At 35.8% G+C, this 22,217-nt stretch carries 26 protein-coding genes and 1 riboswitch; of the genes, 17 read left to right on the forward strand and 9 right to left on the reverse strand.

Annotated features, from left to right (window positions below; genetic code table 11):
- Positions 1-32 precede the first annotated feature (32 nt).
- Positions 33-779, reverse strand: coding sequence for a 3-oxoacyl-[acyl-carrier-protein] reductase (gene fabG, locus NU09_RS03630; protein WP_129749896.1), 747 nt, complete (start codon positions 777-779; stop codon positions 33-35).
- Positions 780-919: 140 nt separating this feature from the next.
- Between fabG and NU09_RS03635 the strand changes: the two genes are divergently transcribed.
- The 4 genes from NU09_RS03635 (at position 920) to NU09_RS03645 (ending at position 2,498) form a co-directional block, all read left to right on the forward strand.
- Positions 920-1,459 carry a GNAT family N-acetyltransferase gene (locus NU09_RS03635; RefSeq protein WP_129749897.1) on the forward strand — a complete coding sequence of 180 codons (540 nt, stop codon included), beginning with the start codon at positions 920-922 and terminating at the stop codon, positions 1,457-1,459.
- A 128-nt stretch (positions 1,460-1,587) separates the two neighbouring features.
- A complete protein-coding gene (locus NU09_RS17060; RefSeq protein WP_165357653.1) occupies positions 1,588-1,761 on the forward strand; it encodes a hypothetical protein in 174 nt (57 codons plus the stop codon).
- A 242-nt stretch (positions 1,762-2,003) separates the two neighbouring features.
- Positions 2,004-2,198: a hypothetical protein gene (locus NU09_RS03640; protein ID WP_129749898.1), complete on the forward strand. Its 195-nt coding sequence runs from the start codon at positions 2,004-2,006 to the stop codon at positions 2,196-2,198.
- 30 nt (positions 2,199-2,228) lie between these two features.
- On the forward strand, positions 2,229-2,498 hold the full coding sequence (locus NU09_RS03645; RefSeq protein ID WP_129749899.1) for a hypothetical protein: 270 nt from the start codon (positions 2,229-2,231) through the stop codon (positions 2,496-2,498).
- 58 nt (positions 2,499-2,556) lie between these two features.
- Here NU09_RS03645 and NU09_RS03650 read toward each other — a convergent pair whose 3' ends face one another.
- Entirely contained in the window at positions 2,557-3,177 is a 621-nt protein-coding gene (locus NU09_RS03650; protein ID WP_129749900.1) for an L-threonylcarbamoyladenylate synthase, read from the reverse strand.
- A 75-nt stretch (positions 3,178-3,252) separates the two neighbouring features.
- The gene (locus NU09_RS03655) at positions 3,253-5,592 is read right to left on the reverse strand and encodes an ATP-dependent helicase (protein WP_129749978.1); all 2,340 of its coding nucleotides are present in this window, start codon (positions 5,590-5,592) and stop codon (positions 3,253-3,255) included.
- 200 nt (positions 5,593-5,792) lie between these two features.
- On the opposite strand from NU09_RS03655, the gene NU09_RS03660 reads away from it, so the two are divergent.
- The 5 genes from NU09_RS03660 to NU09_RS03680 all read left to right on the forward strand — a co-directional run bounded on the left by NU09_RS03660 (position 5,793) and on the right by NU09_RS03680 (position 8,846).
- Positions 5,793-6,317, forward strand: coding sequence for a hypothetical protein (locus NU09_RS03660; protein WP_129749901.1), 525 nt, complete (start codon positions 5,793-5,795; stop codon positions 6,315-6,317).
- A gap of 82 nt (positions 6,318-6,399) precedes the next feature.
- Positions 6,400-6,795, forward strand: coding sequence for a hypothetical protein (locus NU09_RS03665; RefSeq protein WP_129749902.1), 396 nt, complete (start codon positions 6,400-6,402; stop codon positions 6,793-6,795).
- Between the two features lie 22 nt (positions 6,796-6,817).
- Positions 6,818-6,995: riboswitch (cobalamin riboswitch) on the forward strand.
- 58 nt (positions 6,996-7,053) lie between these two features.
- Entirely contained in the window at positions 7,054-7,791 is a 738-nt protein-coding gene (locus NU09_RS03670; RefSeq protein ID WP_129749903.1) for a diphthine--ammonia ligase, read from the forward strand.
- An 18-nt stretch (positions 7,792-7,809) separates the two neighbouring features.
- Positions 7,810-8,193 carry an acyl-CoA thioesterase gene (locus NU09_RS03675; protein ID WP_129749904.1) on the forward strand — a complete coding sequence of 128 codons (384 nt, stop codon included), beginning with the start codon at positions 7,810-7,812 and terminating at the stop codon, positions 8,191-8,193.
- A gap of 62 nt (positions 8,194-8,255) precedes the next feature.
- Positions 8,256-8,846, forward strand: coding sequence for a hypothetical protein (locus tag NU09_RS03680; protein WP_129749905.1), 591 nt, complete (start codon positions 8,256-8,258; stop codon positions 8,844-8,846).
- 677 nt (positions 8,847-9,523) lie between these two features.
- Here NU09_RS03680 and NU09_RS03685 read toward each other — a convergent pair.
- Positions 9,524-11,596, reverse strand: a complete 2,073-nt coding sequence (locus NU09_RS03685; RefSeq protein ID WP_129749906.1) for a M1 family metallopeptidase — start codon at positions 11,594-11,596, stop codon at positions 9,524-9,526.
- 106 nt (positions 11,597-11,702) lie between these two features.
- Here NU09_RS03685 and recG point away from each other — a divergent pair, with 106 nt between their 5' ends.
- Complete coding sequence (gene recG, locus NU09_RS03690) at positions 11,703-13,805, forward strand: ATP-dependent DNA helicase RecG (protein WP_129749907.1); 2,103 nt, start codon at positions 11,703-11,705, stop codon at positions 13,803-13,805.
- 9 nt (positions 13,806-13,814) lie between these two features.
- Entirely contained in the window at positions 13,815-14,351 is a 537-nt protein-coding gene (locus NU09_RS03695; RefSeq protein ID WP_129749908.1) for an alpha-ketoglutarate-dependent dioxygenase AlkB, read from the forward strand.
- 15 nt (positions 14,352-14,366) lie between these two features.
- Here the strand turns inward: NU09_RS03695 and NU09_RS03700 are convergent, their stop codons facing one another.
- The 3 genes from NU09_RS03700 to NU09_RS03710 all read right to left on the reverse strand — a co-directional run bounded on the left by NU09_RS03700 (position 14,367) and on the right by NU09_RS03710 (position 16,075).
- A complete protein-coding gene (locus tag NU09_RS03700; RefSeq protein ID WP_129749909.1) occupies positions 14,367-15,023 on the reverse strand; it encodes an HAD family hydrolase in 657 nt (218 codons plus the stop codon).
- The gene (locus tag NU09_RS03705; RefSeq protein WP_129749910.1) at positions 15,023-15,679 is read right to left on the reverse strand and encodes an HAD family hydrolase; all 657 of its coding nucleotides are present in this window, start codon (positions 15,677-15,679) and stop codon (positions 15,023-15,025) included. Before NU09_RS03705 ends, NU09_RS03700 begins: the two co-directional genes overlap by 1 nt.
- A 75-nt stretch (positions 15,680-15,754) precedes the next feature.
- The gene (locus NU09_RS03710) at positions 15,755-16,075 is read right to left on the reverse strand and encodes a four-helix bundle copper-binding protein (RefSeq protein WP_129749911.1); all 321 of its coding nucleotides are present in this window, start codon (positions 16,073-16,075) and stop codon (positions 15,755-15,757) included.
- Between the two features lie 150 nt (positions 16,076-16,225).
- On the opposite strand from NU09_RS03710, the gene NU09_RS03715 reads away from it, so the two are divergent.
- The 3 genes from NU09_RS03715 to NU09_RS03725 are packed head-to-tail and all read left to right on the forward strand — an operon-like array spanning position 16,226 to position 17,657.
- Positions 16,226-16,768 (forward strand): RNA polymerase sigma factor, encoded by a 543-nt coding sequence (locus NU09_RS03715; protein WP_129749912.1) that lies wholly within the window; start codon positions 16,226-16,228, stop codon positions 16,766-16,768.
- A 30-nt stretch (positions 16,769-16,798) separates the two neighbouring features.
- On the forward strand, positions 16,799-17,212 hold the full coding sequence (locus NU09_RS03720) for a hypothetical protein (RefSeq protein ID WP_129749913.1): 414 nt from the start codon (positions 16,799-16,801) through the stop codon (positions 17,210-17,212).
- A gap of 4 nt (positions 17,213-17,216) precedes the next feature.
- Positions 17,217-17,657: a sensor of ECF-type sigma factor gene (locus NU09_RS03725; protein WP_129749914.1), complete on the forward strand. Its 441-nt coding sequence runs from the start codon at positions 17,217-17,219 to the stop codon at positions 17,655-17,657.
- 62 nt (positions 17,658-17,719) lie between these two features.
- Here NU09_RS03725 and NU09_RS03730 read toward each other — a convergent pair whose 3' ends face one another.
- Positions 17,720-18,772: a WD40/YVTN/BNR-like repeat-containing protein gene (locus NU09_RS03730; protein ID WP_129749915.1), complete on the reverse strand. Its 1,053-nt coding sequence runs from the start codon at positions 18,770-18,772 to the stop codon at positions 17,720-17,722.
- A gap of 174 nt (positions 18,773-18,946) precedes the next feature.
- Between NU09_RS03730 and NU09_RS03735 the strand changes: the two genes are divergently transcribed.
- A complete protein-coding gene (locus tag NU09_RS03735; RefSeq protein WP_129749916.1) occupies positions 18,947-19,474 on the forward strand; it encodes a hypothetical protein in 528 nt (175 codons plus the stop codon).
- A 14-nt stretch (positions 19,475-19,488) separates the two neighbouring features.
- On the opposite strand, the gene NU09_RS03740 is transcribed toward NU09_RS03735, so the two are convergent.
- Positions 19,489-19,857, reverse strand: coding sequence for a DUF983 domain-containing protein (locus NU09_RS03740; RefSeq protein WP_129749917.1), 369 nt, complete (start codon positions 19,855-19,857; stop codon positions 19,489-19,491).
- A 94-nt stretch (positions 19,858-19,951) separates the two neighbouring features.
- Between NU09_RS03740 and NU09_RS03745 the strand changes: the two genes are divergently transcribed.
- Both NU09_RS03745 and NU09_RS03750 read left to right on the forward strand, forming a co-directional pair.
- Positions 19,952-20,833 carry an AraC family transcriptional regulator gene (locus NU09_RS03745; protein WP_129749918.1) on the forward strand — a complete coding sequence of 294 codons (882 nt, stop codon included), beginning with the start codon at positions 19,952-19,954 and terminating at the stop codon, positions 20,831-20,833.
- A 19-nt stretch (positions 20,834-20,852) separates the two neighbouring features.
- Complete coding sequence (locus NU09_RS03750; protein ID WP_129749919.1) at positions 20,853-22,169, forward strand: tetratricopeptide repeat protein; 1,317 nt, start codon at positions 20,853-20,855, stop codon at positions 22,167-22,169.
- Positions 22,170-22,217: the final 48 nt, after the last annotated feature.

Raw genomic sequence — 22,217 nt, forward strand, 5'->3', positions numbered from 1 at the left:
TCAATTATTTTTAAATTTTAGTTTTTGCTTAATTAGGTAAGCATACCACCGTCTACATTAAGTGTCTGGCCGGTAACATAAGCAGATAGATCTGAAGCAAGGTACACACAAGCGTTAGCAACATCTTCAGGAGTACCTCCGCGTTTTAACGGAATGTTCTCTGTCCACCCTTTAATAACGTCTGCTCCCAGTTTTTCTGTCATTTCAGTTTCAATAAATCCCGGTGCAATAGCATTACAACGAATATTTCTAGATCCTAGTTCAAGTGCAACCGACTTCGTAAAACCAATTACACCTGCTTTAGAAGCTGCATAATTAGTTTGCCCTGCATTACCTTTAACACCAACTACAGAACTCATGTTGATGATAGAGCCATGACGCTGCTTAAGCATTGTTCTTTGTACAGCCTTCGTCATGTTGAAAACCGATTTAAGGTTAACTTCGATAACTTTATCAAAATCCTCCTCAGAGATTCTCATTAAAAGGTTGTCTTTTGTAATACCTGCATTATTTATTAGTATATCTACTGTACCAAAAGTTTCAACTACTTCGTCTACCAGTTTTTGAGCTTCATTAAAATCTGCTGCGTTAGACTGGTAACCTTTCGCTTTAATACCCATTGCCATTAACTCATCTTCTAATGTTTTTGCAGCTTCTGCAGAAGAACTGTAAGTAAAAGCTACATTAGCACCATGTTTAGCAAAAACCTGGGCAATACCACGGCCAATACCTCTACTCGCTCCGGTAATGATAGCCGTTTTTCCTTCTAGTAATTTCATATGTTCGTATTGTTTGTTTCTTTATTTATAGAGCAACAAATATAATAAAATGTTTGTGGTTTACTTACCCTGTTACTGTTTTACAAACTAAGGGTTGTTTATTTTTGTAGGGAAACTCATTATTAAGCTGTTATGAAATTATGAAACATATTTATAACGAACATACTTTGCCCGATGGCAAAAAAATAATAATACGCAACGGAAAAATAGAAGATGCCCCTGCCCTTATAACGCTTAAAAAAAGTTATATAAAAGGGACTACCTCTATACCTCTATATGAGGATGAATATAATAATAGCATAATGGAGGAAACGGCTTGGATTAACAGGTTTAACAATGAAGATAACAGCCTTTTACTTGTGGCTGAATATAATAGTAACCTAATAGGCAATATAGACCTGAACGGGAATCAGCGTAGGAAGCTTTACCATACGGCAATGATAGGTATGGGAATAGCTTATGACTGGCATAATAAAAAAATAGGTTCGTTATTAATGGAATGCACTATAAAGTGGGCACTTACATCAAATGTAAAAATAATATGGCTTGAAGTTTACTCCACAAACACAGGAGGAATAAAGCTGTATGAAAAGTTTGGTTTTGAAGAATGTGGCATTATTAAAAACTTTTTTGAAAAAGAGAATCCAGCCGACAAAATAACCATGGTAAAGTATTTCTAAGTTTACGAAAAAACTAACTTAATGCTAATTAACTCTTTAAATATTAAAGTTTTATTAAAGACACAGGGCTTTCGATTTACTATTTGTAATTTTATGCTTGAAAAGAAAAATCAAATAAAAAAAGCGTAATGATTAAGATTAACCTTGTAAAACAAAAAGAAATGAAACTGGTAAAATTTTTCCTGGCAATGCTCGCAGGATTCGGACTTATAAAAGTCTATAATTTTGTGGCACAAATGGAACTTGAAGAAGAAGAGAGTGACATCTATGATGACGAACACGAATATCCTCTTTTTGTATAGTTCCGCTATACATATTAAATTTTACTAAAGCACCTTACACTTAGGGTGCTATACTCTTTTAAGCCTATACTATATTTTAGGCTTATATATTTCCTGAATTTTCTCTTAACATTTTAACACCTAATAGAGCAACGTATAATAAAACGTTAAACTACAAAGGTTTATACTGGTTTTAAGACATCCTTAATACACTAACGGTTTTAGAATGCTTAATTTAGTAAAGCGTCTTAAAAACATGTATTATGGAAAATCAAAATATACATCACGATAAGGATCCACTTCCTAAAAATATGGTGCCTAACCAAAACCCTAAGCCTCTACCCCAAAAGGACAGAAGCATAGCATCTGGTTATTTAGGTAATAAGGATGACATAAGACGCGACTCAAAATTAGAGAAAAGCGATGTAAAAGCAGACCGGAAAAGTGACAACAAATAATATTTTATTAATTATATAAATTAAACAGCTATGAGTAACAAAAAAGTAGTATTAGGAATTGCAGCCGGTGTTGCAGCCCTTGCAGTAGTAGGAGTAATGTTAAAAAGAAAAGGATACCTTGACGGAGCTTGCGAAAAAGCTGAAGAACTTGGTAAAGACCTTAGAAACAAATACAAAGATGTAAAAGAAAGTGCACGCAAAAAATTTGATGAAATGGTGTACAAAGGCGGAGAAATAGCCGACAAAATGAAAACTGAAGCAGAGACTACTGCTAAAAATATTGATCCGGCAACAAACTAGCTAATCAATATTATTCCATAAAAAAAGCTGCCATTGGCAGCTTTTTTTATGCTTTTACTTAAAAAATATCAGGGTCACCCTTACCTTCCCTAACCAGCTCTGGTTCATCACCCGAAAGATCTATAATCGTTGAAGCTACATTATCACCATATCCGCCATCAATAACAGCATCTACAAGGTTTTGCCATTTCTCAAAAATAAGTTCAGGATCTGTTGAATATTCCAATATCTCATCATCATCATGAATAGATGTGGAAACTATAGGGTTACCCAACTGACGGACAATTTCCAGTGCTATATTGTTGTCCGGGATACGTATACCTACAGTATTTTTCTTTTTAAATTCCTTAGGTAAGTTATTATTACCCGGAAGGATAAAAGTATAAGGCCCCGGCAGTGACCTTTTTAATATTTTAAAAGTACTGGTGTCTATCTGCTTAACATAGTCGGAAAGATTACTTAAATCACTACAGATAAAAGAAAAATTAGCCTTATCCAGCTTTATGCCTTTTATCCTTGCTATTTTTTCCAGTGCCTTGCTGTTTGTTATATCACAACCTAGTCCGTAAACCGTGTCTGTGGGATATATTATAAGCCCTCCGTCCTTAAGTATTTTAATTACTTTCGCAATTTCTCGCTCATTCGGATTTTCGGGATATATTTTAATGAACTGTGCCATAGGTTGTCAATTTCAGTTTTCGAACTTTAAAGTTACGAAAGGGATTTATTATAAGCGTTAATTTAAATGTAAAGCTTATCCTATAACATCAAGTTTTGCAAAACGTAATAAAAGCTTTTTAATTCCTCCTACATCAAATTTAATTTCAGCTTTCTTATCAGGTCCGGCTCCTTCAATATTAAGCACCTGACCTTTACCAAAACGTTCATGCATTACAATGTTACCTACTGCCAGTTTACTGTCTGGCATGGCAGGTTCTGATGAAGCTGATGCAGAATTGCCCGACATAGGTTTAAGTCTGCGTATACCACTATCCGGTTTAGGATCATTATCGGTAACCCACTTAGGCGGAATGCCGTTTGTAGGCTTGTTCAGTCTTAGTTTTGATTTATCTACATCACCAAAAATATCGTTGTTTATCATTGGTTTGTAACGATAGTTTGTTTCTACAGGGGTAAGATATTCCAGGAATGAATCTGTAATTTCCTCTATAAATCTTGAAGGTTCACTATCCACCAGTTTACCCCATCTGTAACGCGATTGTGCATATGTAAGGTAAGCCTGATGCTCTGCACGTGTAAGTGCCACATAAAACAGCCTTCGCTCCTCTTCCAGTTCGCTACGTGTATTCATACTCATGGCACTAGGGAACAAATCTTCTTCCATACCCACAATAAAAACGTGAGGGAATTCAAGGCCTTTTGCAAGGTGTATGGTCATAAGCGCTACCCTGTCATCATCACCGGTATCCTTGTCCATATCGGTAGCCAGAGCTACATCTTCAAGGAATTCAGATAGTGCTCCACGTGCACCGTCAACCTCTTTCTGCCCTTCAATAAAGTCCCTTATACCGTTTAGTAATTCTTCTATATTTTCTATACGGGCAATACCTTCCGGAGTTGCGTCTTTTTTAAGCTCCTGTATTAACCCCGTTTTCTTAGTAACGTGTTCTGCAAGATAGAAAGCATCCTGAGCCTCATTAATTATCTGGAAACTCTTAATCATGGTTACAAAATCCTGAATCTTGTTTTTTGTACCGGAATTCAGTCTAAGGTCTATCCTGTCTATGTTTTCCATTACTTCAAAAATGGAACGCTTATAGTGGTTTGCAGCAACAGTAAGTTTTTCTATAGTCGTACCCCCTATTCCCCTTGTAGGATAGTTGATAACCCTTACCAGTGCCTCTTCATCTTTAGGATTGATAACAAGCCTTAGATAAGCCAATACATCTTTTATCTCTTTTCTTTGGTAGAACGATAATCCTCCGTAAATCCTGTAAGGTATATCACGTTTACGCAAAGCATCCTCAATTGCCCTGGATTGTGCATTGGTTCTGTACAGCACTGCAAAACTTCCGTTTTTAAGCTGATGCTGCATTTTCTCCTCAAAAATGGTACTGGCAACAAATCGGCCTTCCTCACCATCGGTAAGGCTTCGGTGAACTTTTATTTTAGGTCCGTCCTCATTGGCCGTCCAAACCACTTTATCAAGCTTGGTTTTATTCTTATCTATAATAGAGTTTGCTGCCTCTACAATGTTTCGTGACGAACGATAATTCTGCTCCAGACGGTACATCTGTACATTATCATAATCCTTTTGGAAATTAAGAATGTTGTTGATATTAGCCCCCCTAAAAGCATAGATACTTTGTGCATCATCACCTACCACACAAATATTCTGGAACCTATCAGACAAAGCCCTTACAATAAGATACTGTGAGTGATTGGTATCCTGATACTCATCTACCAGTATATAACGGAAACGATCCTGATATTTCATCAGTACATCCGGGAAACGGTTAAGCAACTCGTTAGTACGCAACAAAAGGTCATCAAAGTCCATCGCTCCCGACTTAAAGCAACGCTCCACATACTGCTCATATATTTCACCAAGACGTGGTTTTTTAGACATTGCATCTGCTTCCTGAAGTTCAGGATTGTTATAATAAGCTTTAACGGTAATAAGGCTGTTTTTATAAGTAGAAATACGACTTAGTACCTGCTTTGGCTTATAAACATCCTTATCAAGCTGCATTTCCTTTATAATAGAACCTATAAGGCGTATGCTGTCCTGAGAGTCGTAAATAGTAAAGTTTGACGGATAACCAAGCTTATCGGCCTCAAAACGCAATATTTTAGCAAAGATAGAGTGAAAGGTACCCATCCATAGGTTCTTGGCCTCAGAGTTACCTACAATGTCGGCAATACGCTTTTTCATTTCTCGGGCTGCCTTATTGGTAAAGGTAAGCGCAAGTATATTAAAAGCATCTACTCCCTGTGCCATAAGATAGGCAATACGCATGGTAAGTACCCTTGTTTTACCCGATCCTGCACCCGCAATTACAATCATAGGCCCGTCTTTCTGTAAAACCGGAGCCCTTTGCGCATCATTTAACTGGCTTATATATCTGTCTATTTCCGTCATAACTTTTATAAAGAGCAAAAGTAACGAATTTTGGTTGGGATTAAAACCTCTTATTTATGTCTAATACCCTACTTTTTGTTAAAAATTATTCACAATAAATTTACCTTACAAAAAGTATTTGATTATTTTCGCCTCTTACAATTTTATAATAAAAAACTGCGTTACACTATTACACCAAACTATTACTAAACATGGATTTTACAAAATTTATTGATGTATTTGCCTATACAATACCTTCTATAATCGTAGGATTTGTTGCCTACTATTTTTTTGATACACAACGTAAAAATGATGAAGGCCGCCGCCGTTACCTTTTACATAAAGATGCACAAAAGCATTCTATGCCTTTAAGGCTTCAGGCTTATGAAAGATTGGTACTTTTCCTTGAAAGGATTAATCCTTCTAAACTGCTTATAAGAATTGCACCGCAGTCATCAAACAAGCTTGATTATGAAGATTATGTAATTGCACAAATTGAGCAGGAATATGAACATAACCTAACTCAGCAAATATATATATCGGCTGAAAGCTGGGATATAATCACTACTGCTAAAAATGCTACCATACAAATGATACGTAAAGCAAGTATGAGTGAAAAGGTAGATTCTGCTAACAAATTAAGAGAGGTTATCCTTACTGATTTATTTGATAAACAAAGCCCCAGCAGTGTAGCTGTTGCTTATCTTAAAAATGAGGTAGCAGAAATGTGGCAATAACATCTTTACAATATTTTTATATAAGGCATCCAAAAAAAGGATGCCTTTTTTATTTTATGTTTGTATACCAATCTCTATAATAATGAAATTTAAATTATTCATCATTTTATTGTTTATATCATTAAGTTTTTCTTTTTCGAAAGAATTTGACTTTGCATACTATGCAGGGGGTAGATTTGGCTATTGCTCGCTTGAATTAAAATTATATAAAGACTCTACTTATTCTTTTCATGAATGGAACCACATGAGAAACATTTCTGATAAAGGAAAATGGTACAAAGACAAAGACAACTATATATTAAATTCTAACAAGAAAACCAGATGGAGAAATAAAGGTGGAAAAAATTCAAAAAAGGAATACCTCTTTAAAAAACAAAAATTTATTTTCATTGCAGACACATTAAAATTCATTCATAAAGAGAAAGACGCTAAAACTAATTTTAATGAATACTACCCTATGTATAAACAGCATCAATAAATAAGCTTTTTATTTATACATTTGTCAAAAATAATTAAAAGGTTTTGCTTAACGCAGATTAATAGGGAACCGTGTGAAAATCGCGGGCTGTCGCGCAACTGTAAAGTACTGCAAAAGTTTTATCAAAATATCCACTGCCAGTGCGGGAAGGAAGATAAAATGTACAAGCCAGGAGACCTGCCTTACTAAATAATGACTATGCTTTCGCGGTTAAAGTGATGTCCTGGCACTACTCTTTGTTTAAAGGGAAATTGTACCATGCCTTCACCCTACTCCGCAAAGCATTATAAACTCAAAAAAGTGACGGAGAACAAACAAAAAACTTATTTTAACTGGAGCAGCGGTAAAGACAGTGCGCTGGCACTACACTATCTTTTACAGGATAAAAATTATAGTGTAGACTTCCTGCTTACTTCGGTTAATTCACATTACGATCGTGTAAGTATGCACGGACTACGAAAAGAACTTCTTTTAAAACAGGTTGAAGCCATTGGTATACCTATGACAACCATAGAGCTTCCGTTACAACCTAGCAATGAAGATTATGAGGCTATAATGCGTGCTAAAGTTGACGAATTGCTTGAGCAAAATTATACTACGGCTGCTTTTGGCGATATCTTTTTGGAAGATCTTAAAGTTTATAGGGAAAAGCAACTGGAACCATTTGGTATTAAGGCAGTGTTTCCTCTTTGGAAAAAAGATACCAAGCAATTACTTACCGAATTTATAGACTCAGGATTTAAAACAATAACCGTTTGTGTAAACGGGACCAAGCTAGACAAATCATTTGTAGGCCGTGTTATTGACCATGACTTTATTAAAGAGCTTCCGGACGATGTAGACCCGTGTGGTGAAAATGGAGAATTTCATACCTTTTGCTTTGACGCCCCTTACTTTAAAAAGCCGGTAGATTTTACTATTGGTGAAACCATTTACAGAGAATATGATAATCACGGCACCAAAACCGGATACTGGTTTTGCGATTTATTGCCCTAAATAATAACTTCCATAAACATGACATCTGAAGAAAAAATAAAACTATCGGAAACAAGAATATTTAAAGCTGTTTTTCCAAATACCACAAACCATTATGATACCTTGTTTGGAGGGACTGCCATGCACTTAATGGACGAAGTTGCTTTTATAACGGCAACACGTTTCAGCCGTCAGCGTATGGTAACTGTCAGCAGTGACCGTATCGACTTTAAAAAGCCTATACCCGCAGGAACTATTGTAGAACTTATAGGTAAGGTTACTTATGTGGGTACTACCAGCCTAAAGGTTCGTGTAGAGATTTATGTAGAGCAGATGTATGAAAACAGCAGGGAAAAAGCCGTAACGGGAGAATTTACTTTTGTGGCTATAGATGAAAATAAAGTCCCGGTAAAAATCGTTTAATTAAAAGGCATCTGGAATCGGATGCCTTTTTTGATTATGTTTGCTACTAAATAATTTAAGCCATGAAAAAGACATTAATAGCCCTTTTACTTCTGTTAAGCGTAAGTTCTGCCTTTGCACAAAAAATATACAATAACAAGGCTTTCGGATTTACTATAGAGATTCCGCAAACATGGTGGGAAGACAACCGTGACGGATTCCCTGCGCACATTGAGGTTAGCGATGCCGAAAGAAGAAAAATACTGGACGACAGCCGTTCTGTATTCCTTACTCTTTTTTACGACAGGGAAACTATTAAAGAAGGTGGTAATTACACTCCTAAAATGCAGTTTAATGTAGCTGGTAATTCTGAAAAAGACCCTAAAAAACTTTTAAAGGCTACTGAAAAGAATGCCGAAGCCTTAAAGAAATACCAACTGGACTTTAAATTTGTACAGAAGCCTAAACAAATAGAAATTTCAGGTATAAAGAGCGTATATTATATTGCTACCTACTCTATGATGGTAAACGGCAAAAATACTACAATACGCACCTATACCTATGTTATACCTTATAAAAACTATGTTTTCCATCTTAATTTTACCGATGAGATAAAAGGTAAAGACCGCTCTAAAGAATTTGAAGAAGCGGTAAAGACCATAAAAATCGGGTAAATAAGGAAACTGTTTTTTATACTCCTTTTAGCTATTTCTTGCGGGAAAAAGACAGAAAGCATACAAGTACAGTCAGAAAATTTTGAAGAATTCAATCAACATTTCCATTCAGATTCTGTTTTTCAGCTATCAAGGATAAGTTTTCCTGTTGAAGGTATCCATAGAGACGGCTGGGAAGAGTACAAATGGACAAAAGAGAACTGGGAAATTCTGAAAAATCCGGTAACCAAAACAAGCCCTTTTCCAAATGAGTACAAACATCAACTCATTAGTACTGATACTCTTGTTATCGAAAAATACTGGATAGAAGATAGTGGCTTTCAGTGTGAAAGAAAGTTTCAGCTAATTAAAGATAAATGGTTTCTGGTAAGTTATTATGACATGAATTTATAGATAATAATCTTAAATTTAAATAACACATGGAAAATGAACTGTATGATAAGCAAATTACAAGCAGGAAAGATTTTGTTGAGTTTCTAAAACTTCTGCATAAATACTACACCTCAAAACCAGAAGATTGGGAGAACAATACCCTCGAATCTTTTTTAGAAGCACTCTGCTTACGCTGAAGATATAACTGGATCTTCTAAAAAAACAAAACAAGACAGAAATCCTGATATTGCAGACTGGCACGTGTTTGCAGATATACTAAGAGGAGCCATTATTTACGAATAACTCTACTCAGCCAATAACTGTTCCAGTCTTTTTCTTTCGTTATTCTTAAGTTGTGGTAATATTGCTGTAAAAGCATCCCTGTAACCTTCTTTTTTAAGAAGTTTTCTTATGTTGTCACGGCCAAATTTGGCAAACTGCCATTTGTGATGCTGTGTGGCACGGGCAAGGTTAATTAAAACCACCTCGTCCTGTTTATCTATATACATAAGGTTAGACAATGCATTTTGGCGGATACTGCTTTCATATTTTGGAGAGGCATACTCCTGAAGTTCGGTGTAATAGTTTTCTTTAAGTTCACTACGATATCCTTCGGTAGTATAGGCGAAGGTAAGCCACAGAATGCGAAGATTTTTGTCGTTAAACCCAACCCAGGTATCCGACATATCCAAAAACTCCCCTATCTTTTCAGGGAAGCGGGTACAAAGTACATTCAAGGCTATTTCCCTTGTAATGTATGATTCATCCTTCATTAAAGATTTGTATTCCTCAAAAAACTCATCCGGAATAGTTGTAACTGTTCGTGCTACAGCCTGCCTAATTTTTACATTATTTGTTTTCATGGCAGCGCGAACTATTGGAGCCTTTTTATCAAAAGGAACTTCTGCCAGCTGGAATAGTACCTCCTCCTTTAAAGGCCAAAAAGCATCTGACTCCATTATGTTTGCAAACATTTCCTGATTTTCCTCAAAAGGCTTATCCTGTAGACTACCAATAGCAAAATACTGCTGAATGAATTCGTTTTTCTGCAACAGGTCTATTGCTTCTCCTACTTCAAACTTCGGGCTTTCCAGCCAACGCTTTTTAAACGATTGGGTATCATAATCGGATACTTTATTTATCTCTTCCAGAAAATCATCAGTGTTTACATTTTTAAAAGCATACTTTTCAAGATAAGTCTTTACTGCTTTCCTAAAGTTTTCATGTCCCACACCTTCTCTTAAAACATGCAATGCAAAGGCACCTTTTTGATAAAAGCTTAAAGAGCTTGCCTTTTCATTAAGTATTGGTATCGTATCGGTTTTTGAAGCCTGCTGAAGCCTTTCGGCCATTTGATAGAGTTCATAGTAAAAATGATTATCCCCAAAAAGCTCCTGTTCTGCAAGCAATGCATAATAGGTTGCAAAACCTTCCTGAAGCCAGTGATGTTCACCTGATTTTGCCGTAATAAGATCGCCAAACCACTGGTGAGCTAACTCATGAGCATTTACATTTACATAAGTACGGTCGTTAAAACCGATATTGTCTACCACATAATCCTGAGAGAATATGGTAGATGTGGTATTTTCCATCCCGGCATAAAGGAAATCCAATACCGGTACCTGCCTGTAAATTTCCCAAGCATACTGTACGCCTATTTCTTTTTCAAAAAAATCGAATATCTGTTTGCTGTAACGATAAGTCGGTTCAAATTTGTCTCTGTCTTCCGGGCGGTAATAAAACTCCAAAGGAGTACCCGAAGCCGACATTTGCTCTTGCTTTTCAAACTTCCCTATAGCCATCATTAACAGGTAGCTGCTCATAGGGTTTTGCATTTCGTAATTCCATTTTTGCAGATTACCCTCAGCCAATTTACTTTTCAGTTCACCGTTAGCCAATACTTCAAACCCATTCTGAAATCCAACGGAAAGATTGAAAACCACCTTTTCATTCATATCATCAAAACTTGGCAACCAGTGACTGGTGTATTTGCCCTGTCCCTGTGTCCAAATCTGCAGGCCATCTTCCTCGCCAACAAAATACAGTGTTTGCTTTGGCTGTGCTGTATAATCAAACTCAAGTGTATTTTTTCCTTTCTTATAGCCTTTGTATAATTTTAGAGCATGCTGGGCATCTACATAACCTGCTTTCTTTCCATTTATCGTAACATTGGTGTAATCCATATCATGGGCATCAATGGTAATGGTGTCGGTTTTTTCAAGTAAATCAAAAGTATATTTTACCTTACCCATCACTTTTTTATGAGAAACATCAAACGTAAGATAGGCATCGAGCGTTTTAAAGTCGGCTTTTTTATATTGTTGGGCAAAACCCGAAAGGCTTAGTAAGAGTATAGTGACTGAAATATAATGTTTCATGAAAATTCTTAGCATTTATACAAATCTAATAAATACCGAGGTAAATATTACGTTTTACTTTTATTGAATAATCTTTATCTTCGTAACTCAATCCTTACAAGCCAAAATGAATAACCTGTTAGAAACTCCTATAGAATACCTAAAAGGCGTAGGCCCTGCCCGGGGTGAACTGCTACGCAAGGAGCTGGGCATTCATAAATATGGCGACCTTATAAATCTTTACCCTAACCGATATATAGACCGTACACGCTATTACCGTATTAACGAACTGCAAAACAGTAATTCGGAAGTACAGATAGTTGGTAAGGTTGTAAATATTAAAACCGTTGAGCAAAAGCGCGGTAAACGCCTTGTAGCTACGTTTACAGATAATACCGGACAAATGGAACTGGTTTGGTTTCAGGGGCATAAATGGATAAGGGAAAACATAAAGATTAATGTTCCCTATGTTATTTTTGGTAAGGTAAGTTCGTTTAATGGCGTGTTCAATATGGCGCACCCAGAAATGGAGCTGCTTGCAGAACATGAGCAAAGCCTGCGTAGTGCCATGCAGCCTATTTACCCAAGTACCGAAAAGCTTACGCAACGCGGTATTACCAACAAAGTGGTAAACAAGATAATGCAACAACTGTTTATAGAAACACAGGCATTGTTTAAGGAAACGCTTCCGGCAGGCCTGTTACAGGAATTGCAGCTTATCCCTAAAAATGCAGCACTGTTTAATATTCATTTTCCTAAAAGCCAGGAAATACTGGCTAAGGCACAGTTCAGGCTAAAGTTTGAAGAACTGTTCTATATTCAGTTGCAACTGATAACAAAAAACCTTATCCGTAAGCATAAAATAAAAGGACATGCATTTGATAAGGTTGGCGAAATGTTTAATGGTTTTTATCAAAATCATTTGCCATTTGAACTTACCAATGCCCAAAAACGTGTGCTTAAAGAAATAAGGAATGATATGGGGCAGCCTGCACAAATGAACCGATTATTACAGGGAGATGTGGGTTCAGGTAAAACCATAGTGGCATTAATGAGTATGCTATTGGCTCTTGATAATGGTTTTCAGGCATGTCTAATGGCACCTACCGAAATTTTGGCTAACCAGCATTTTTCAGGTTTGTCTGAATTAGCTAAACCACTGAATTTAAACATAAAAATACTTACCGGTTCAACTAAAACTTCAGAAAGAAAAATTATTCATGAAGAGCTTGAAAACGGTACACTCAATATAATAATAGGTACTCATGCCCTGCTGGAAGATAAGGTACAGTTTAAAAACCTGGGGCTTGCTGTTATAGATGAGCAGCATCGTTTTGGTGTGGAACAGCGTTCCAAACTATGGAAGAAAAATGAAATTCCGCCTCATATATTGGTAATGACGGCTACCCCTATTCCGCGTACACTGGCTATGAGTTTATATGGTGATCTTGATATATCTGTTATAGATGAACTTCCTCCGGGGCGTAAACCTATTAAAACAGTACACCGTTACGACAGTAACCGCCTAAAAGTATGGGCTTTCCTTAAAGAGGAAATTGCTAAAGGAAGACAGGTTTATATAGTATATCCGCTTATTCAGGAAAGTGAGAAAATGGATTATAAAGACCTGATGGACGGCTACGAGAGTATTTCGCGTGATTTCCCTTTACCGCAATACAGTGTCAGTATAGTACACGGACAAATGAAACCCGCCGAAAAAGACAGCGAGATGGAACGTTTTGCGAAAGGTAAAACCAACATAATGGTTGCCACTACTGTAATTGAGGTTGGTGTAAACGTACCTAATGCCAGTGTTATGGTTATAGAAAGTGCCGAACGTTTCGGACTTTCTCAGCTGCATCAGCTTAGAGGACGTGTAGGCCGTGGAGCCGAACAAAGTTACTGTATTATGATGACAGGAGGTAAACTTAGTAACGACAGCAAAGTGCGTATGGATACTATGGTAAGAACAAATGATGGCTTTGAGATTGCGGAAGTTGACCTTAAACTGCGTGGTCCCGGAGATATTATGGGCACACAGCAAAGTGGTGTGCTTAACCTACAAATAGCCGATTTGGTTAAAGACCGGGAAATACTGCAAATGGCGAGGCATTTTGCTATTAGATTACTTAAAGATGACCCTAACCTTAACAGACCGGAACATGCTGCCTTAAAGCATACTTTTATAGAGCTTACAAAAAAGAAAAATATCTGGAATTACATTAGTTAAGATTACCTTATGGAAAAAGAGGATTTATTTAAAGAAATTATTCTGATAAATGACTTGAGTCTGAAAAACGATTTGTTTGATTATATAAAACAAAATACCCTTTGGGATGAATCTTTTAAGTCAAGGAAAACTGCCAGCTATGGTGTACCATATAATTATTCCGGGATTTCTTATGAAAATACGGCTTTCCCCGACTATTTAAGTGAGCTAAATAATTTAGTAGAAAAACATTGTGGTTATAAGCCAAATAACTGCCTTATAAACTATTATATAGATGGCCTGTCTAAAATGGGCTTCCATTCCGATCAGTTTGACATTCTTGCAGATAAAACCGGTATTGCTATATTTTCATTAGGAAATAAGCGAATAATGAGATTTAAAAATAAGAATGATAAAAACCAGATTATTGATATCACTTTAGAGCCAAACAGCTTATTCTATATGACTCAGGAAGTTCAAAAATACTGGCTTCATTCAATACTGGAAAGTAACAATGAGAATGATGAAAGAATTAGTATAACACTACGTAAATTAATAGTTCAATAAACAATAAAGGGTTTGTTATAACAAACCCTTTATTGTTTTATAATCAAGCTGTTTAAAGTCTGTTATAACCTTATCTGCCAGCGAAGTATCTTGCCCCATTGAGTGCTCGCTCTGGTAACCGATACAAAATACACCGGCTCCTTTTGCAGCTTTTATACCGTTAGTACTGTCTTCTATAACTATACATTCCTCCTTAGGGAATCCTGTTTGTTTTACAGCTTCCACAAATATCGCGGGATTAGGTTTTGATTGTTCAAAATCCTCACCGCTTATTTTGGTTTTAAAGTATTGATGCAGATCAAATCTCGTAAAAACGGCCTCAATCTTCCTTTTTGCAGCAGAAGACGCCAATACTAAAGTCATTCCGTTATTATACAGGTCTATAATAAGATCTTTAACTCCAGGCAACAGTTCAAGGTCATCACTGCTTTCAAAGGCATCAAAATAATATTTGTAGCTCTCTTCAAGCAGGTCTTCTTCTGTTTGTTGCAACTCAAATATATTGCGAAGCTTCTGTATAATATTCTTATCGGAATTACCTATAAAATCAGAATAGATCTCATCGGTAACATCTATTCCAAGAGTTTTATAAAATTTACGGTTCGCTTCAAGTCCTACGGGTTCAGTATTAACCACTACCCCATCCATATCAAAAATTACAGCATTTACCATTACTTAATATCCTTTATCTTTTGGTAATTAAGCTCACTAAAATCACCAATAATCATATCGGCCTCGGCTAGCTCCTGTAATTTTGAATTTTCACTTTGGTAACCTATGCAGTAAATACCCGCAGCTTTGGCTGCTTTAATTCCGTTAGTACTGTCTTCTATAACCACACACTCTTCTTTTGGCGCTACAGACAATGAAGCTGCATGTTCAAAAATAGCAGGGTGCGGCTTAGATTTAGGGAAATCTTCTCCACTAACAATATGTGTAAAATACTGATGAAGCCCGAAACGGTTAAAAACCCTCTCAATAGTAACTTTTGATGCCGAAGAAGCCAATATCAACTGTACTCCGTTATTATAAAGATCTACAATAAGTTGTCTTACTCCCGGTAAAAGGTCAAGATCTTCCTTAATATCAAAAGCTTCATTAAATAAAGATCTTTTGGTTTGTACCAAATGCTCTACCTCATGCTCAAGACCAAAAGCCTCTTTTAATTTTTGATATACATTTTTTGTTGAGTTTCCGGTAAATGTAGCATACATTTCGTGGGTAACTTCAATATCAAGGTTTTTAAAATGTTGGTAGTATGCAAAATGATGTACAGGCTCTGTATCAACAATAACCCCATCCATATCAAATATTACAGTCTTTATCATAGTGAAAATTAAAGCTGCAAAATTACAACATACAATTGGAAGCCAAAAGCTTTAGGGAATTAAGATGACGTTAAATTAGTAGGCCATACATTCTTCTGCACATTTACGGCAGGCTTCTGCACACTCTTTGCAATGGTCGTGTTCATCTGCAAATTTTTCACACTCATCGGCACAGGCATTACAAACATCAGCACATAATTTCATTAATTGCTCATTATAGTCAGAGCCTCTGCTCATAAACTTAACGCACAACATACATATTTCGGCACAATCACGGCAGGTGGCAATACATTTTAAATGTTCTTCATTTACCATTTTAATACATTCGGTAGCACACAGTTCACATGCAGCAAAACACGCAAGGCATGCATCAATCATAGTTTGATTTTTTTTCATGACTAATTATTTAAGGTTGAACTTATTACAAAGTTACCAAGCACATTCCCTAATGCTCGTAATGCTATGTTAAACGTTTCTGTAAAAAATTATAAATAATTTATTTAAACCTTTTGCCTTAACTTTAGTCTTATCAATAAACAATTAAAATTGCAGGACGAAAAGGCCTTTATAGCAGAATTGCTTAATCCTGAAACGCAAAACAATGCGTTTAGGCAGCTTGTATCTCAATACAGCAGGCCATTGTATAGTCATATCCGTAATATTGTGCTGGACCATGATGATGCTAATGATGTGATGCAAAACACCTTTATTAAAGTTTTTCGTAACCTGTCGAACTTTAAAGGCGAAAGCAAACTTTTTTCCTGGATTTACCGCATTGCTACAAACGAAGCCCTTACCTTTATTAGCCAGAAAGCCAAAAAAGTAGGAATAAGTAATGAAGATGTATTAGAGAAACAGACACAGGAACTGCATGCTGACAATTACTTTGATGGCGATGAAATTCAGTTAAAGTTGCAAAAGGCAGTTGCCAAACTTCCTGAAAAGCAACAGCTTGTTTTTAAGATGCGATATTTTGAAGAAATGAAGTATGAGGACATGTCGGAAATATTGGATACTTCTGTCGGAGCGCTTAAGGCTTCCTATCATCATGCGAGTAAAAAAATTGAAGATTATTTAAATAACGATTAAACCTTTTGTAAATTATTCAGTCTTAAATATATGAAACCATTTAATTTAGATAAAGAGCCAAAAATAAAATCAGGGTTTACCACACCTGATAATTATTTTGATGACTTTACCGAAAAACTGATGCAGCAGCTTTCTGAACAGGAGGTTAAGGTTGTACCATTATACAAAAAGGTAACGGTTTGGGTATCATCAATAGCGGCTATATTAGTGGTAGCACTTGGGGTTTCGGTGTTTTTTAAAACGAATACACGAACAGTCGCTCAACCAGATGCAACAACCCTGGAAAACTATCTGGTTTACCAAACGGATATAACACCAAGTGATTTCATTCAGGGATTGGATGAAAGTGACATCAAAGAACTGGAAGCTTCTATCGCTGTTAGTGATGAGGCTATAGAGAACTATTTTTCTAACGAGAACTACGATATTTATATAAATGAATAAGACTATGAAAGCAAAGTTATTACTAACCTTATTTTTAAGTTTTTCTTTAAGTGTTTTTTCACAGGGGCACAAAGAAAAACGGGATCAGATTAAGGCTTTAAAAGTGTCTTTTCTAACAACCGAGCTTAATCTTACCAGCGATGAATCTGCTAAATTCTGGCCGGTATATAATAATTATGAGGAAAAAGAATATCAAATAAGACACGATAAAATGCGCTCTATCATTAAAAAGATAGACCAGGCTGGAAATACATTGACCGAAAAAGATGCCAATACTTACCTTACTCAACTACAGGAAGCTGAAGAAGAGCTTTTAGCCTTGAGAAAAAAAATGGTTACTGAGCTAAAACCAATAATAGGTGCAGTAAAGGTTATAAAACTGCAAAAGGCAGAATTTGACTTCAACAGAAAATTACTCTCTAAATACAGAGATAAAAAGAAATAGTTCAGTTAGGTTATTTTTGTTTACTTTGGATAGAAGACCAGTTGTTTATACGACTGGTTTTTTTATTTAAGATTTATCCTTATTATTTTGTTTTGCCCTGCCGCTATAATAGTCTTATTGTCGGCAAAACGTAAGGTATGTAACTCTTTATCGTCTAATATTTTTTTCCAGGACCTACCTCTGTCATAAGAATAGAATACTCCCGAAGGGCCTGCAGTAACCAGTTCGTAACCTTCACTATCTGGTAAAAACTGCACACATGACGCATAGCCAAAACCTATTCCATCACCAACATTCTTCCATCTCCTGCCCCCTTTTACGGTAACAATCTTATTCCCTCTATTCATATCCGGCTTGGTATAGTCTCCACCTACGGCAAAACCAATATTCTCATCATAGAAATCGGCAGAATATATTCCCTCAGTTTCCGTACCCTGAACAATAGGGGTTTTATACTGTTTCCATTTATTTCCTTTATCCGGCGAGTAATACACTCTCGATTTTTTACCTCCCGAAACAATCCATGTCTTATCTCCTTTTACAATGAGGTTTGTATTGCTTGCCGCAAAAGCAGCCTCTCCCTCTTCTACTTCAGGAAGTTTATCGCAAGATAATTTACTCCAGCTTTCACCCCCATCTCTGGTAATAATTACAGAAAGACAGTCATCGGTAGGGTCTCCCATAGCAATACCTTCTTTGTCATTATAAAACTGCATACTATCATAAAATACTTTACCTCCTTCTTCAGTATACACTACCTTATTACTCTTTCCGTCTTTAGCTATTTTATAAAGTTTGGCGGGTGAACCCACATTAAGAATAAAAATATCTGTTTCGGTTTGAGCTATAGCCCTAAACTCGGGTAAACCACTATCCATAGCCATTACGCCGGTAAAAGCCTTTCCTTCCCCTAAAGTGACATAACCATATTTACCCCTGCTGCCTGCATACCAAACCTTATCCTTATCCTTATCAATAGTTATAGCACGTATGCTAATACTGTCTGTAAGCAATTTATCTGTTTCTACCACAGTAAACGAGGGTTTAAAATCTTTTTTTTCCTCTTTACAGGAAACTAAGGTAAGTATAAGCAGTAAAGGTAAAATCTTTCTCATAAGCTAAAATTTAGCCCTAAATTAATAAAATTGCTTAATAAGCTTCATAATTAAAACTTTATAGCATATGTATTTCATCGGTCGTATTTAACACTTCAACTAATCCTTACAGTCAGATTATCAGTGTTTATGGTTAAAATTTTATATTTACTGGTAACCATAAACCAACCAAAAATGAAAAAAGTTATCTTGACCATGGGACTCCTGTGTCTCATCAGCTCAGGGTATGGTCAAAGCCTTCAGCTACCTACGGTTGACCCTGTTACCCTTGAATCACTACCCGCTGCAGTATCAAGAAGTATCGAACTTAAAGAATTTGAAAAAGCAGCACTACAGGCTTCCGATTTTATTATAGCCTCACCTGTTAACGAGGTAAACGATGAAAAGGTTAAAGCCAGTAAAGGATATTTATTAGGATGGATGCAGGATAGTCCGGACTTTAATTTTGCAGTAGACCATACCATAGCGGTATTTGAAGACAATGACCCTTTAATGTGGATCTATATGGCATGTATGGCAAAATACACCATAGAACACAAGGAACAATCGGGTAATACCGATTACATAAAACTGGGCACTTGGGAACTCGTAGCCGGTTATATAGACAATCCTGATAACCGTGTTGCTAAAACAGAAAAGCTTAACATGCTTTGTAATGCTTACCGAAGCGGAGAGCTTGATGCATTTTTAAAAAGCTTATAATAAAAAAGAGCAGGTTAAACCTGCTCTTTTTTTTCTTCCTTACTGTCAAACATATATATCCAAAGCATTCTTGACAACCTGAAATTAAACATACTGAGTGCTACTGCCATAAAAGCTATAAGTGCCAGCATGTACCCGAAATCTTTTATGAAAAAGTGTGCTATAGCGTATACACCAATCATTTCGGCTACTGTTAATCCATAACTTACATACATTGCACCGAAAAAATATCCGGGTTCCCTCAAAAATTTATGATCACATACTTCGCAGTGCTCATTCATTTTAGGTAAGCGAAATAAAAACAAGCTTCCTTTGCTTTTAAATACTTTACCCTGTCCACATTTAGGACATTTTTCCTCTATTATATCTGTGAATTTTGACATCTTGTTTTTTATTTCAAATTTACGGCAACTATTAAAATACGGCAATAGCTTATTTACGCAATAATTTGTACTTTTAGGACATATTAAATTAGTCATGAAGAAGACAGCCATATTAGATATAAGTCAGTTTAAACAAACGGGACTTGAGGATTTTTATGTGAATACGCTGGAAAACCACCTTATTACAAGCCATAAGGATATCGCTTTGCCTCATAAACATAACTTCTATCTGGCAATACTATTTACCCATGGCACAGGAATGCATGAAATTGACTTTACCGTTTATGATGTTAAACCCGGTAGTCTTTTTTTTCTTAATCCGGGACAAACACATCATTGGGAGTTGTCTCCAGATACTAAAGGCTATATCTTCTTTCATACACAGGCGTTTTATAATTTATATTATACCCAAAATCATATCAACAATTTCCCATTCTTTTATAGTATGCATAGCTCTCCATGCATTTACCTTGAAGGCGAAGAACTCAAAGACGTAACACTCCTCTTTAAACAAATACTGAAAGAAAATGAAAGAGATGAGATATTGAAAAAACATCGCATCATTAACCTGGTTCAATATGTATATATAGAATGTACCCGTATTTATGCCAAACAAAATCCGGTAGCCGCTTTAGATACTCATAACAGTTATTACAGTAAGTTCCTTAAGCTGGAAGATTTAGTTAACGAGCATTTCGTAAAAGAGAAATCTCCTGCCGTTTATGCAGAGATGATGCACATGACACCAAAGCACCTTAATCGTATTACACAGGCGGTTGCAGGTAAAACAACATCAGACATTATAACAGACAGGGTTTTACTGGAAGCCAAGAAAGAACTGATTTTACATCAGGATAATTTTGCCGGAGTCGCCGAAATGCTGGGGTATGAAGATTACGCCTACTTTTCCCGGCTGTTTAAAAAGAAAACCAATGAAACACCAAGTAAGTTTTTAAACAGGTATAAGAAAGGATAGATTCATATATTTGTAAACTATGAAACATCTTACTACACTACTATTAATGGCTGCCTCTATGGTCAATGCCCAGTCTCTTACAAGAAATATCGAGAAAAAAGAAGCTGTTGCAAAACACATAGAAGCAGATATAAAAAACTTTCAATCTTGTTTACTTACTGATGACCTTGACGGTTGTATTGCTAACCTGATTAAAAAGGGAGACGACGCTTATGAAAAATACCTGATTGGAGGAGCTCTCTATTCTATTGATAAGGATAAATCTTTCCTAATGCATAAAGAGGCTTATATGCAAAACCAAAGTGATGTTGATTTTACTTTAGAATATGCAATTGAATTACACCGAAAAGGTGATTATAACGAAGCCATTAAAATATATAATTTATATAAAACTGCTGTTCCACAAGATTACAGGGCCCATGTTTGGCTATCTGACTGTTATATGAATATTGGTGAAACTGAAAAAGCAATAGAGAATTGGAAGAATGTGAATTATACTAAAAACCATGTAAACATTGACTTTGCAATTAGTACCATTTATGAAGACACTACACTGTTAAAACTCAGAGATGATTACAGGAAAAAAATAAAACAAGGAAATACCGGTTTACTTTATGATCTTATTTACCTGGATTTAAATTGGAAAATTGACTGGTGGAATGAAATAATCCAGGAAGAATTGCTGGAAGAAGATATTAAATTGCTCAAAAGTACTTTAGCCGAAACAAACCCTGATTATAAAGCTATTCAGGCTTATATAGAAGTACGAAAACTGGATTCTTTAGAGGATACAGATGGTATAAAAACTATTTTAAATAACAGCAATCTTATTTTAAACAATAAACCTTTGCTTAAAAATGGAAACATGACATCTAATATTTTAAAGATTTGTTTCTTTAGAGGATTACTAAATATGAGTGATTTTTACAAAAGCCGTGGTAAAGAACTCCTTGATATAGCTAATAAAAACAAAGACATTGAAATATTAAATATTTATGCTTACCTGCAGGCAACTATTGACGGTAAGGTAAATCGGGAGACAGACAAGTTAGGCTGGACAGATTATAACGACGAAAGATTTGCAATAAGCTATTTTATAGGCAAAGGAGAAGAAAATTTTTATGACAATCCTGAATTAACAAAAGCAATTAATGACTTTCCTGATTCTGCAAAATTACAATGGGTTAAACTTAATTGTGCTTATATAGAAGGAAAACCTTTTAAAGAAATTCTTATTGACCTAATAAAAAAAGAATTCAAAACACTGGGATCAGATCCAAATCATTACTCTTATTCTTTAAATATGTACTTTTCACTTCTTGAAAAAGAAAGTTAACCTTCTTTACTATTTATACTAATACCTAAAGTGCTTAACTAACTTCTG

The organism is Flavobacterium beibuense, from assembly GCF_004151245.1.
GTDB lineage: Bacteria > Bacteroidota > Bacteroidia > Flavobacteriales > Flavobacteriaceae > Flavobacterium > Flavobacterium beibuense_A.